The 12,424-nt window shown below is 64.2% G+C and carries 11 protein-coding genes; 5 read left to right on the top strand and 6 right to left on the bottom strand.

Annotation, left to right across the window (positions count from 1 at the left end; all coding sequences use genetic code 11):
• Window positions 1-50: 50 nt before the first annotated feature.
• Window positions 51-956 (bottom strand): DUF3883 domain-containing protein, encoded by a 906-nt coding sequence (locus RUU78_RS24560; protein WP_313920426.1) that lies wholly within the window; start codon window positions 954-956, stop codon window positions 51-53.
• A 755-nt stretch (window positions 957-1,711) separates the two neighbouring features.
• Between RUU78_RS24560 and RUU78_RS24555 the strand changes: the two genes are divergently transcribed.
• Together RUU78_RS24555 and RUU78_RS24550 are read left to right on the top strand one after the other, a co-directional pair.
• On the top strand, window positions 1,712-2,317 hold the full coding sequence (locus tag RUU78_RS24555) for a JAB domain-containing protein (RefSeq protein WP_313920425.1): 606 nt from the start codon (window positions 1,712-1,714) through the stop codon (window positions 2,315-2,317).
• A 113-nt stretch (window positions 2,318-2,430) separates the two neighbouring features.
• Window positions 2,431-3,264, top strand: a complete 834-nt coding sequence (locus RUU78_RS24550) for a hypothetical protein (protein ID WP_313920423.1) — start codon at window positions 2,431-2,433, stop codon at window positions 3,262-3,264.
• On the opposite strand, the gene RUU78_RS24545 is transcribed toward RUU78_RS24550, so the two are convergent.
• Window positions 3,221-3,694 carry a DUF488 domain-containing protein gene (locus tag RUU78_RS24545; RefSeq protein ID WP_313920421.1) on the bottom strand — a complete coding sequence of 158 codons (474 nt, stop codon included), beginning with the start codon at window positions 3,692-3,694 and terminating at the stop codon, window positions 3,221-3,223. The two genes, RUU78_RS24550 and RUU78_RS24545, sit on opposite strands and share 44 nt — an antisense overlap.
• 218 nt (window positions 3,695-3,912) lie before the next feature.
• Window positions 3,913-4,488: a hypothetical protein gene (locus tag RUU78_RS24540; RefSeq protein ID WP_313920419.1), complete on the bottom strand. Its 576-nt coding sequence runs from the start codon at window positions 4,486-4,488 to the stop codon at window positions 3,913-3,915.
• Between RUU78_RS24540 and RUU78_RS24535 the strand changes: the two genes are divergently transcribed.
• The 3 genes from RUU78_RS24535 to RUU78_RS24525 all read left to right on the top strand — a co-directional run bounded on the left by RUU78_RS24535 (window position 4,481) and on the right by RUU78_RS24525 (window position 5,310).
• Entirely contained in the window at window positions 4,481-4,618 is a 138-nt protein-coding gene (locus tag RUU78_RS24535) for a hypothetical protein (protein ID WP_313920418.1), read from the top strand. The two genes, RUU78_RS24540 and RUU78_RS24535, sit on opposite strands and share 8 nt — an antisense overlap.
• A gap of 111 nt (window positions 4,619-4,729) precedes the next feature.
• On the top strand, window positions 4,730-4,999 hold the full coding sequence (locus tag RUU78_RS24530; RefSeq protein ID WP_313920416.1) for a type II toxin-antitoxin system ParD family antitoxin: 270 nt from the start codon (window positions 4,730-4,732) through the stop codon (window positions 4,997-4,999).
• Complete coding sequence (locus tag RUU78_RS24525) at window positions 4,996-5,310, top strand: type II toxin-antitoxin system RelE/ParE family toxin (protein WP_313920414.1); 315 nt, start codon at window positions 4,996-4,998, stop codon at window positions 5,308-5,310. The genes RUU78_RS24530 and RUU78_RS24525 overlap by 4 nt, the downstream gene beginning before the upstream one ends.
• 234 nt (window positions 5,311-5,544) lie before the next feature.
• Here the strand turns inward: RUU78_RS24525 and RUU78_RS24520 are convergent, their stop codons facing one another.
• The 3 genes from RUU78_RS24520 to RUU78_RS24510 all read right to left on the bottom strand — a co-directional run bounded on the left by RUU78_RS24520 (window position 5,545) and on the right by RUU78_RS24510 (window position 12,209).
• Window positions 5,545-8,532: an ExeM/NucH family extracellular endonuclease gene (locus RUU78_RS24520; protein ID WP_313920413.1), complete on the bottom strand. Its 2,988-nt coding sequence runs from the start codon at window positions 8,530-8,532 to the stop codon at window positions 5,545-5,547.
• A 407-nt stretch (window positions 8,533-8,939) separates the two neighbouring features.
• A complete protein-coding gene (locus RUU78_RS24515) occupies window positions 8,940-10,511 on the bottom strand; it encodes a sulfotransferase (RefSeq protein ID WP_313920412.1) in 1,572 nt (523 codons plus the stop codon).
• 21 nt (window positions 10,512-10,532) lie between these two features.
• Complete coding sequence (locus RUU78_RS24510; protein ID WP_313920411.1) at window positions 10,533-12,209, bottom strand: choice-of-anchor J domain-containing protein; 1,677 nt, start codon at window positions 12,207-12,209, stop codon at window positions 10,533-10,535.
• Between the last annotated feature and the right edge of the window lie 215 nt (window positions 12,210-12,424).

Here is a 12,424-nt window from a genome sequence, read left to right as displayed (position 1 = left end):
TGCTCGTGGCTGATGGCGAGCCGGCAAAATGGCTAGATTGAAGACGTTTGTCACTTCAATACTGCTCGATAGCAAATCGGGTCGAGCGAAAAGGTCGACAGGAATTCCTTGCTGGTATACGTGTGCAGTTGAGGCGTGCTATGCACATCCGTGACCATGCACATCAGCCAAGTTGAATCGCGGTCGCCCAGCGCAGCCTTTCGTTCGTTCGCGGTGACGTATGCGTAAGGGACAGCGCTCCCAGTTCCCTTGACTTCAATCCTCAGGATCGTTTTCCCGCGACGCGCTTCGAGATCGAAGCCAACATGTTCGGATTCGCGGCTCTTTACGGCATAGCCATTTTTCTTATAGTGGTTCGTGACGAAGTCTACCGCTGCTTTTTCGGCCTTGCGCCGTGTCTCACTATCGGGAAATCCGGTGCCGGAGCTTTCCCGTTTCAGCGATTCCGCGTCGCTTTGCGTGGCTTCGATGAACTTGAGCAGCTTTGTGAGCAGCCGGCGATACTTGCTCGGCGTGCCTGGGATCTGCAGGTAGCAGCAGGAGCCGGACCTTACGGGTGATGCGAAAGCCTCTGACCGAAGTTCTGGCGGAATAAACAGCGCCGATTTGGCGGAGACACAATACGAGATATCTTCGTCGCCCACGTCGAACCCGACGTATTCTCCGCTGAACGTGGCGTCGTAGTAGACCCCGACCACGCGAACACCCTTGGTGCCTGGCTTCTTCGCCACCCAGATGACGGTCCAGCCACTTGGTTGGGTTGGCTTCGGGCCAGGCGGTGGGCAGTAGCCGTGATAGACGCCACGTCTCGACGCGAAGTTATACTTTTCATGGCCGCTTTTCGGGCCATGCTTTTTTAGGTAACCGAAGTTTCCCGATATGGGGTCACCGTCGTAGAACTCACTCCAAGCAGTCTTCAGGAGCACTACTTTGCCGTACTGCGCCGCTATGCTCATGTCTCACTCCCGAGAGTGTTTTGAGGTAATCGAGTCTTGTTGTACGAAGGCGATTGCGGAGCAGTATGGCTGAGCACTCGATGGTTCACCATACAGTATGCCGTTCTCACGCCTCAGCCTGCGCTTACTTTGATTTCTCTGATCGGGCGGATTGATGTCTCGAGAGCGCGTTTGGGGCATGCCGGGTCACTTCAGTTTTCTATCGATCGCTTTGCCTGCTTGCCGTAGGCGGACCGCCGCCGCCCGTACTGCTAAAAATTGTCTTTCTTTTTCCTTGGTCTTCCAAATGATACCGGTTGGTCGTGTGCATTCAACTACACCGCTGCTCCCGTGTCGTACCGTGGCTAACGCACTTCGCCGATATCGATGCGGTGATTTTCGCAGGGACGAAGTTTCGCGCTTAGCGATAACTCACAGCCATTCTTCTCGTCTGGGCGTTCGCGCGGTCTGCAGTTTTTACGGTGCAGAGGAACAGGCGTTGGCACGCTAGCAAGTGCGGCGGCCGCCACAACTTCAAGAGCCGATAGTTTCCGTACCGCTGCATATCGTTGTCATCGCCGCTGGCGAAGGGACGACTACGGTGGCGCCAACAAAAAGATGCTGTTCATTTAACTCGATGCACAACATTTTGTTGGATTTGCTATCAACGAAACAGATTTGGCAAAGCCTGCCGAGGAATGTATGGTGACTTGCAGGAGCTGCATGCCACGGATGGCACCTCCCAAGCACCATGACAACGAGGGGAGGGCGCAACTATGGCCGCGACGAACCAATGCAGGCTTGCCAAGCGAACCGCTCACGACGATCTGGTTCGACGCGCCCTTCGCTCATTGGAGCGCCGCGCACGCCGCCCCGGCGTACTGCTCAACAAACCTTCGGTAGTCGCCGACTGGTTCCGCCTGCGCCTCGCCGAGCGCGAACACGAAGTGTTCGCTGCCGCATGGCTCGACCAGCACCACCGGCTGATCGCGTTCGAAGAGCTCTTCCGCGGCACGATCAACGGCGCTCCCGTTCCGGTACGCGAAGTCGTCAAGTCCGCGCTGCGCCACAATGCCGCGGCTGCGCTGTTTGCGCACAATCATCCTTCAGGTGGGAACTGGCCGTCGTCGGCTGACGTCGCGATCACTCGCGAAATAAGCAAGGCGCTTAGCTTGATAGATGTCGTGACCCTTGATCATTTCGTCGTGACTGCTACCGATCCGCCCGCGTCTGTCAGCGCCGTCGCACCCGACGCTCTGCAATGCTTCAGCATCGACCACCTGATTCGGGCACCCGAAAAGCGAGTCGCGCCGGGAAAGCCGAAGAGTAAGCGCCGGGAGACGCTGGCGGCGAAGAGCCCGTTACCGCAATCCACAGGCTGAGAAGCTGCGCCGTACCGGATGAGACTGGTCGAACATTGTTGGAGCAACGGCGACATGCCGTGAGAGGTCAGTCACGGTAGCGGCACACGCCCTTCAGGTTACTGGGGTAAGCGATGGCACTGGTTCGACGCGAACGTATCCTGGTCCTGGCGAAAACGTATCCTTCGCCCAGCGCCAAGCATGTCGAGACGTCCTGCGTTGCTGGCATCAACCAGGACGGGGCGATGCGTCGCCTCTATCCCGTGCCGTTTCGCATGATCGAACAGGATCAGCAGTTCAAGAAATGGCAGTGGATTGAGGCGGGGTTAGAGAAGGCGGCTGCCGATCATCGCCCCGAGAGCCACAAGGTCGACATCGGGACACTGGTGACCAAGGATGAGGTTACACCCCGACAGAACTGGGCCGAACGCCGCGAGTGGATGGACAAGATGCCCACGTTCGGCAGTTACGACGAGATCGAGCAGGCTCGTCAGGATTGCGGGGCTTCGATCGCACTGCTACAGCCGAAAAGGGTGCTGGGCCTTGAGATCAAAGACGCCCGTCACAGAGAGTGGACGGATGAAGAAAGGGAAAAATTGACGCGTGCCCAGATGCAGGGCGATCTGTTTTCCGAGTTGCAGGCCAAGCAGCAGGTAAGAGAGCTGCGCAAGTTGCCTTTTGACTTCTACTATTCCTGTGTCTGCGACACGCCGGAAGGCGAGAAGCCCTTCAAGCACAAGATCGTTGATTGGGAGGCCGGGGTACTGTTCTGGAAAATGCACCGTCAGCATGGTGCCGATGGCTGGAAGGAGAAATTCCGCGCGAAGCTGGAAGACGACCTTATCAGCAAGGATCTGATGTTCCTGATGGGCAACCAGCACCGGTTTCCAGACCAGTGGCTGATCATCAGCCTGTTCTACCCGCCTAGGCGAAACCCAGCTGACGACTTGCAGATGCCTTTGCTCTAGCCGCTATGTGCTCGATGTTCGCTCCGCAGTGCTTGCTCACTGCGTCCGCCACCATGGAGCGGTGGCAGTAGTTGAAGTCGGCTTCGTAGCACAGCAGTGCGCATGTCGATGACTGCACAAGTTCAGCCAGCTCGCCGATGGCAACGCTCTGCGCTTTCAGGTGTTTGAGGAAGCTCGAGGTATACCGCTTCCAGTCCCCATCTTCCCGGTAGCCGTCGCGCACAGGCTTCGGGCAGCCCAGATCGACCATATGAACGTAATCGAGGCCGGAAAGGCTGAGCATGCTGGCCAGCGCCTTCTTCGAAAAGCCAGGTTTACGAGACAGCGGCAGCTCGCGGATGTCCACGACGGTGCCGACACCATGCCGAGCGAGCAACGACACGAAGGCATCAATGTCCAGCCCTTCGTAACCGATTGTAAAAACAGTCATTCTTCGCCGCTCCCGCTGAGGGGGCGATTTTACCGGACGTCGACCTGGAGAGGCACCTCTTCCTGAAGTTGGCCGCATGGGCAACTCGGACTGTCGGTCTACGGCCGCGTGCTGGCGTTGCAGGCTCTCTATTCGGTTCTGGTCCATCGATCTGATGAAGATCGATGGACCAGAACAATCCAGTCGCCACGGTTTTCTACATTGCGCGGCCGCTCAACTCACTCAAACCCATCCCTGAAAATAGCCCCATCATCAAACAACCCCACCAGCACCGGATCATGGTCCGAAGCGCGGTACGGGCTCGCCGCCATCACCAGCGTGCGCGGCGGGGTCAGCGTTGAACCGTTGGGCTCTTCTTCATAGGCGGCTTCGCCGGTGTCGCGGACGTCGTCGTTGTAGTCGAGTTGCGGCAGTTCGTCGGCGTTGATGTGCCAGGGGGCGATGCCGACGACCTGGGGTGCGAGGCTGGCGCTGGCCAGTGCGTAGTCGAGGTGGCCGAGCTGGCCGTCGAACAGGTAGGAATAGGCGTCGGGGCCGCCGAGGGCGCTGAGCAGGTCGACGTAGCCGGCGCTCGCGAGGGTCGTGATCGGCGTTTCTTTCGCATAGGCGTTGTAGTCGCCGAGCAGTCGGGCTCGGGCCAGAAGAGTCCGGTGTCCGTCGGCTCTGTGGAAGTGAGGATTTGCGGCGGTGCTTGGAAATCGGGGTCCGATGTTGTCGGCGACCCGCTCGGCTCGGCAACAGCCGGGTACGGCCAGCAGCGGACACCGAATTCGATGTGACAGGCTGATGCTCAACCAGAACATCGACGCCAGCAACGCCAGCGGACTCGTCGGCTACGAGAGCCCGTCGCAGTTCAGCCGGGAATACAGCCGCGTTTTCGGCGAGCCGCCGCCGCGCGATGCAAAACGACTGCGGGCATTCTGAGAATTCAGCGGCCGCTTTGGGTTGGAAACACAAGTGCGCGTGTTCTCAGCCGTTGCCGCCTACCGAACACCGGGGTAGGATTTAATCCTACTGCCGCCAGAGCGAAGTACGATGCGGACCACCCAACAACTCAGCATCACGCTGCCGAACGAAATGGCCGATGTCGTCAAGGCAAAGGTTCGGGCCGGTGAATATGCCAGCGAGAGCGAGGTCATTCGCGATGGGCTGCGCGTACTGCTTGCGCGCGATCGGGCGGTCGACGCTTGGCTGCACAACCAAGTCGGGCCAGCGTTCGACGCGCTGAAGGTGGATCCCGCACGGGCCGTCACTCCTGATGCGGTAAGAGCACGTCTTGCCACTGAGCGCCGCAAGTCACGGTGAATTACCGGATTGTCTTCGCGCCTGAGGCCGAGGAACAGCTCGCGGCCTTGTACCGGTACATAGCGTCTGCGTCACACGCCGAAGTCGCCGATCGCTTCACCGACGGCATCATTCAGTTCTGCGAGAGCCTCTCAACCTTTCCGCGACGCGGCAACAAACGTGACGACGTCCGTCCAGGCCTGAGGGTCACTCATTATCGCAAGCGCGTTGTTATCGCCTTCATGGTGGACGCGGGTGTGGTGTCCATCCTCGGCGTCTACTACGGCGGCCAGGACTACGAAACGATGCTGCCAGACGAGGGAGAACCGTAGGCGGACGGCGCTTTCTCCGAGTCCTACGCATTTCGAACGGGGTCGTAGCGATACAGCATCACGCCAAGAGCGAGGAACGTGTGCCGCAAGCGACGCGTCCCAAGCCATTGTGAGCGGCTTACATAACTGAGCCCCCGGCTTTTGCCGGGGGGCTCACTTCCGTGGATCTGGTGAAGATCGATGGACCAGAACAAACCGGCCGCCACGGTTTTCTATATCGCGCGGCTACTCAACTCACTCAAACCCATCCCGAAAAATCACCCCATCATCGAACAACCCCACCAGCACCGGATCATGGTCCGACGCGCGGTACGGGCTTGCCGCCATCACCAATGTGCGCGGCGGGTTCAGCGTTGAACCATTGGGCTCTTCTTCATAGGCCGCTTCGCCGGTGTCGCGGACGTCGTCGTTGTAGTCGAGCTGCGGCAGTTCGTCGGCGTTGATGTGCCAGGGGGCGATGCCGACGACTTGCGGCGCGAGGCTGGCGCTGGCCAGGGCGTAGTCGAGGTGGCCGAGCTGGCCGTCGAACAGGTAGGAATACGCGTCGGGGCCGCCGAGGGCGCTGAGCAGGTCGACGTACCCGGCACTCGCGAGGGTGGTGATCGGCGTTTCTTTCGCATAGGCGTTGTAGTCGCCGAGCAGCAGGATGTCGGGATCGTTGGCGGCCGGTACGACGGTAGTGTCGATCCACGTGAGCAGGCGGCTGGCCTGCTGGGTGCGGCGCGACGCGTAGCAGCCCTGGCCGTCGCCGCTGTCGGCGTTCGCGCCGCTCGCACTGGAACAGCTCTTGGACTTGAAGTGGTTGACGATCGCGGTGAAGCGTTGGCCGAAGGCCGGGTTGCCGGTTTCGACGACGTCGAAGGTCTGCGCGAGTGGTGGGCGGTTGTGGATCGTGTCGTTGTCGACGAGCGTGCCGCCGACTGGCGACAGCACGCCGCTGCGGTAGATCAGCTGGTTGCGGATGGCGTCGGTGCCGAGTGCTGCGCCGGTGCCGGCGACGACGTACGGATGGGCGCCCCCGCAGCGCGCGTTGACGGCGCCGAGCAGGTTGTCGATGGTCGCGGACGTCGTGGCGTTTTCCAGTTCGACGAGGCCGACGACATCGGCGTCGAGTCCGCACAGCACGATGGACGTGCGTTCGCGCTGGCGGTCGAGTTCGTTGCTGTTGTCGGCGCCGCGGCAGTCCTGGCTGCTGCTGGGACCGCAGGGGCCCGAGGAGTTACTCGACGTCGTATCCAGCGTGGTGAAGTAGTTCAGCACGTTGACGCTGGCGGCCGTGATCGCGCCGCCGACATCGGGTGCCGTGGCGCTGCGCGGATTGACCGGCGTGAACACCGCCGGTGTGGCCTGGGTCGGGCGGATGCGCCAGGCATCGGTGCCGGTGAAGCCGGCGAAGGACCAGTGCAGCACGCCGGTCAGGTTGTCGATGCGGTCGCCGCCGCGGAAGAAATCGCTGCCGTGAGTGCCTGCGGAAAAGCCGCCGTTGGCTTGCGGATGAAACAGGTACTGCGCGCCGTCGGCCAGGGTCAGTGGCCAGTTTTCCACATTGTTCTCGTCGTCGAGCGTCACGCGGCGGCGTGCGAGCGCGGCGAGGTGCGCGGTGTAGCCGGCGACGCCGGGCGCGTTGTCCTCGGTGAACTGGCGCGGACGGCCGCCCTGGTACAGCTCGATCTGTCCGTAGCGCGCAAGCTCGAAGTATTCCGATACAAACAGCGCGTCGCTGAAGCGCACCAGCATGCCTTCGCGCGCTTCGTAGAACGCATCGACGTCGCCGGCGACGGGCAGGGCGATGGCCGCCGGCGTGATGTCGCCGAGGCGGTTGCCGGCATCGGTGATTGCGACGGCACCGGCGGTGCTCGCGGTGATCTCGGTCAGGCCGAAGAATTCGCTGACCAGGCCGGTCACGCGCACGCGCTGGCCTTCGCTCACGGCGGTGGGGCACGCGGCGCAGTAGACGAAGAGGCCTTCGGAGGTGAGCGGATCGGCGTCGGCATCGGCGTCTTCCTCCTGCACGAAGAAGCCCGACAGCTTGCTGCTGCCCTGGTAGCTGCCGGTGACGATGCCTTCGACGGTGACGCTGGTGCCGGCGCCGATCGGCGTGGTCGCGCCGTTGCCCTGCACATCGTGGATCTTGGCGAGCGGCAGTGCGTCGTCGTTGACGATGGTGCCGGTGGCCTCGCCGTCGGCGATGACGGCGTTGAGCGGATTGCTCAGCGTCACGCGGAAATTCTCGTCGGGCTCGCCGCTGGTGTCGCCGTTGATGACGACATCGAAGGTCTTGCTGGTCGCGCCTGCGGCGATGGTCTGCGCGGTCAGCGCGTTGGCGACGTAGTCCGATGGCGCGGTCGCGCTGCCGTCGCTGGTCGCGATGTCGAACGTCACGCCACCGGTCGGCGCGGGCTGCGACAGGCTGATGGTGAAGGTGAGGGTCGACGTGCCGCTGTTGCCTTCGTCGCGGCTCGCGTCGGCGATGCTCAGCGTGGTCTGTTGCGGTCCGCTGCCCTGCGGCGTGACCGAGAGGCTGTCGATCGCCAGGCCGTGGTCGGCGCCGCCGTGATCGGGATCGGACCAGCGCAGCAGGATTTCGCTGCCATTGGGCAGGCTGATGCCGCTCAGCGTCGCGCTGCGCGTCTGCTGGTTTGCGGCGAGATTGCCGTTCAGTGCAGCGGCGCTGCCGCCGGTGACGGGACTCGTGACATCGAGGGCCGCGACCGCGGTGCCGGTGCTCTGGAATTCGGCGAGCGTGCCGCTGAAGCTCGGCGCGATCGCATAGGAAAACGCGATCGACTGCGCGGTCGCGGCGCTGTTGCGCCATTGCTCGCCGGTGTAGGTGATGGCGAGCGCGGTGATGGTGGAGCCGGTCGTGTTCTTCAGCCGCAGGCCCCAGAACAGGCTGCCGACGGCGGCGTTGCCGGAGCCGACCGAACCGAGCGCGCGATCGGCGTTGCCGGATGCGCCGTAGCTGTAGAGATTGCCCGCATTGTTGGCGCCGGTGTCGGCGACGAGGTTGCTGCCGCTGCCGGTGCGTGCGTGATACCAGCCGGGCAGCGTGGTGTTGTTGGCCCATACGGCGGTGCCGCTGGCGGGCAAGGTGTCGAAGTTCTGCGTATACGCGGTGCCGAGCGTGGTCAGCGCGACCTGGGCCGATGCGGGCAGCGCGGTGAAGGCCAGCAGGCTGCAGATGGCGAAGGCCCGCGTGTGCGGGTGTCGTCCGGATTTCATGGCGCACTATCCCCTGAAGAGTGTCGACGAGGCGGCGTCGCATGCGCGCCGTCATGGCGCGGATAGCAATGGCCGCTCGATGGCAGCATGGGAGGCCGCGGCGACATGCGGGTGACACCGGGATGATCGGAATCCGTCAATGGATTGACGGCAGGCTTACGCGGGGTCGCGCACGAGGGAGAGGCGCGTCAGGAGAAACGACCCGCCCGTGTCACGTGCGGCGCGCCAATGCCCGTCGTGCACGGCTGAGCCCCGGCATATCGCCATCGATGCGGTCGATGAACGGGCAGCGTTTCCGGAATGCTTCTCCGCGAGCCCGTTCAACGGCTCGCTGGTCGCCCTGTCAGCGGCTGCCACCGTACGCCATTCGGGTCGCCGTTCGAGACGCTGGCGACTCCGGAGAATCGCTATACGCCGAGCCCTTGCCGCAACGGCTCCAGCCAGTGTGCATACGCCTGCCACCGGCCCACACTCGCGCGATTCACGCTGCTGCGCGCCTGCACGGAACTCAGCGTCGTGATCGACCGTGCGCGCCAGCGCGCGGGATCGATGACGCCGTCGTCCCAGGCCAGTCCGCAGAAGCCGAACACGCGGCGCGAGGTTTCGTGCGGATCGGTGACGAGATCCTCGTAGGCGACATCGAGCACGAAGCCCGGAAACGCGGCATGCCAGTGGGCCATGAGGTCGCGATACAGGCCGTGGTAGTGGGCGAGGTCATCCATGCCATTGGCGTGGGCGACGGCTTCGGGAAAGTGTTCGCGCAGGTTGGCGAAGCAGACGTCCAGGGGATCGCGGCGCAGGTGCAGCACCTTGGCGTCGGGGAACGCGTGGCGGATCGCGCCGATGAGCTGGAAGTGGTCGGGCCGTTTCTCGGTGACGTGGGTGGCGCTGCCGATGGCGTGGTGCCCTTCGGCCATGAACTGTTCGCGGACGCGGTCGTAGTCGAGCTGCGGCAGGCGTCGCGCGAGCGGTTCGTCGATGAGGGTAGGGCAGTAGTAGTCCGCGGCATGGCGCAGCGCGGCGGTGAGGCGCGGCGATTCGCCGTAGCTGTGCACGCTGGCGTGCGCACCGATCATGCTTTCGAGCAGGGTGGTGCCGGAGCGGTGCAGGCCGACGATGAAGATCGGGATGTGATCGGTGCGCGGGGTGCCGGACGCGGTCGTGGTCTGCGTCTGCGGCGCTGCGGCGGGCGCGTCGATGGGTTGCTTGAGCAGTGCGAACAGGCGCTCGTGCCGTGCGCGATCGTACGGCGCGCGCGCGCGGACCGATGCGCACGCGGCGGACAGTGCTTCCCACGCGGCGTCGGAGTCGCCGAGGTCGTCGAGCTCCTTGAACAGCGCGTACAGCAGCAGTTCGCGGTCGCGCGGATCGAGCGGGCGCTGCAGGCGCTCGCGCAGCACGGCGACGTGGTTGGCGTCGGCGGTCTGACGGCGCAGGCGCGATTGCAGCCAGTAGCCCATCGCCGATTCCTGCGGGGTGCCGAGCACCTGGTCGAGGTCGGCGCGGGCGTCGTCGAAGGCACCGGCGTACTGGTGGATCAGCGCGCGATTGACGCGGCACACGCCGTCGTCGGGCGCTGCGGCAACGGCGGCAACGGCCCAGTCGCGGGCGAGGGCGTGCGCGCCGATCGCGCTGAGCGCAGCGGCCGTGCGTGCCTGGTCGGCGGGCGCGAGTACGGCGCGCTGCGGATAGGTCTGCGCCCAGTGCGCGAGTGCGTCGTGTGCGACGAACAGGCGCAAGCCTTCGACGACTTCGGGAGCAAGCAACGGTGGCACGGCGCGTTCGCGCACGGCAGCGAGGAATCGGTTGCGCGCGTTGACGTAGCGACCGCCGAGCAGTTCGACGCGCGCGCGCAGCAGTTCCGGTTCGATGTCGTGCGGCGACTCGGCCTGCCAGCTGTCGAGAATGACCAGGGCCGCATCGAGGCGGCCCTGGCTGACATGTCCGTCGAGGCGACGGCGGCGACGTTCGTCGCGCATGGTGCGGCTAGTGCTACGTGCTCAACGGCGCGGCGGCGCCGCAAGCGCGGCGCTTTCGCCCGGGTTGCGCGTCGTCGGCGATGGCGATGCGCTGGCCGGCCGGGACACAGGCACATCGGCATGCTGCTCGAAGTCGTCCTTGAACAGCGCCACTTCGGTCAGCAGCGACACGCGCGGCACGCGCTGGAACGTGGGGCCGAAGGTCGACAGGTTGGCCCAGTCGCCACTCGGGCTGGTCGGCCAGTTCACCCAGTTCGCGGTATCGACGTAGCGGCCCAGGCTGAGCTGCAAGGGCATCGCGCTGCCGCCGGTCGGTTCGACCACGCTGACGAAATACGTGCCCGGCGCGAGCGTCTGCGGCCCACCGGCGAACTTCACGTCGTAGACGCCGCCGATGTAGGTGCTGACGATGGCCTGTGTCGTGGCGATCACCGCGGCCGGCTTGCCGTTGACGCCGGTGGCGCGCAGGTTGGCGACCACGTTCTGGCCCGGCCAGGTGCTCGGCGGATCGGGCGGCGGCGGATCGCTCACGGGACCCATCGCAAAGCGGATGCCCTCGAACGTGGCGGTCTGGGTCAGGGTGTACGAGGTGCCCAGCTCGCCGCCGTTGCCCGCACCGATGCCCAGCGTGCCGGACACGGCGCCTTCGTGGCGGCTCCATTCATTGCCGCCGATCGTGGTCACGGACGCGGCCAGCACGTTGTTCAGCGGGTCGGTCTCCTGCGCGTTCTGGTCCGACGTGGCGGTATACGTCACGCCCCAGATGCCTGGTGTGGACAGCACCGCCGGCGGCGTGAAGGCGATGGTCTGCGTGGTGCCACCGGTCAGGGTAGGGATGCTCGCGGCGGTCAGCGGCGCACCCGACGGCGCGCCGTCGAGCGAGGGCTGCGCGGTTGCCGCGACATTCGTCAGCGTCGTGCCGCCGACATTCCGGACCAGGACCTTGTAGTTCGCATCGACGCTGATGCCTTCGGGCACGCGGGGATATTCCACCGCGAACGGTGGCGTGGCCGCCAGGGCCGCGAGATCGACACTGTTGCTGGCGACCATGACATCGTCCACGACCAGAACGAACTTGTCGGTCGACGTGAGGCGGAAGCCGACATAGATGGTCTGGTTCGCGTACGGCGTCAGATCTACGGAACGGTTGGTCCAGGCGGCCGCCTCGGCGGCATTGGAGTACACGACGGTGCTGTTCGTGATCTGGTTGCCGATCACGCCGGTGCCGCCCGTGGGGACAGTCGGTGCGGTCATGACGCGTACTTCGTAGCCGTCGGGATAGACCGGGTCGTAGTTCTTGGCACGCCAGGTCAGGGAGGTGCCGATGGCGGGGATCGGGCCGATGGCGGGCGTCCACATCCAGTCGTTCGCTGCACCGGCGGGGGTGTACCACGACGTGGCGAAGGCGACGCAATTGGTGACGTCGGTCTGGAAGTCCTCGCGGACTTCCCAGGCTTCGTTGATGTAGGAGACATTGGCCGCGGGCGTGCGGTTGTCGACGTTGCGCAGCAGCCATCCGCTCGGGAAGGGATAGGTGCCCGCGCCGCCGGGACCGCTGCAGCGCAGTACGGGCTGCTGGGTATCGGGATCGATACGGGTCTGGAAGTCTTCGAGATACAGCGTGGCTGCCATCGACGATGACGAGAACGCGAGAGCGACGGCGGTCGCCAAGGCATGGCGACGCAACGAGTTGGACATGGATAACCCCTGGATGTGGACGGTCGAACGCGCAGCGGCCCGTCTCTGGCGGCCGGTTCCGATGGATGTCCACGCTCGCGGGCTGAAGGCTCGAATGGACGCTCCGGCGCGTTCCGCCCGGAAGCTAGCAGGAAAACAGCCGTACGCGTATGGGACCAAAGGCGGGTAGGGATTTGCGGCTCTGCTTTCGACAGTCGCCGATGGTGCACGTCCCG

This window comes from Tahibacter sp. (assembly GCF_032229445.1).
GTDB lineage: Bacteria > Pseudomonadota > Gammaproteobacteria > Xanthomonadales > Rhodanobacteraceae > Tahibacter.
The sequence above is the reverse complement of the archived record's forward strand: the minus strand, read 5'-3'. Positions and strand labels throughout refer to the sequence as shown.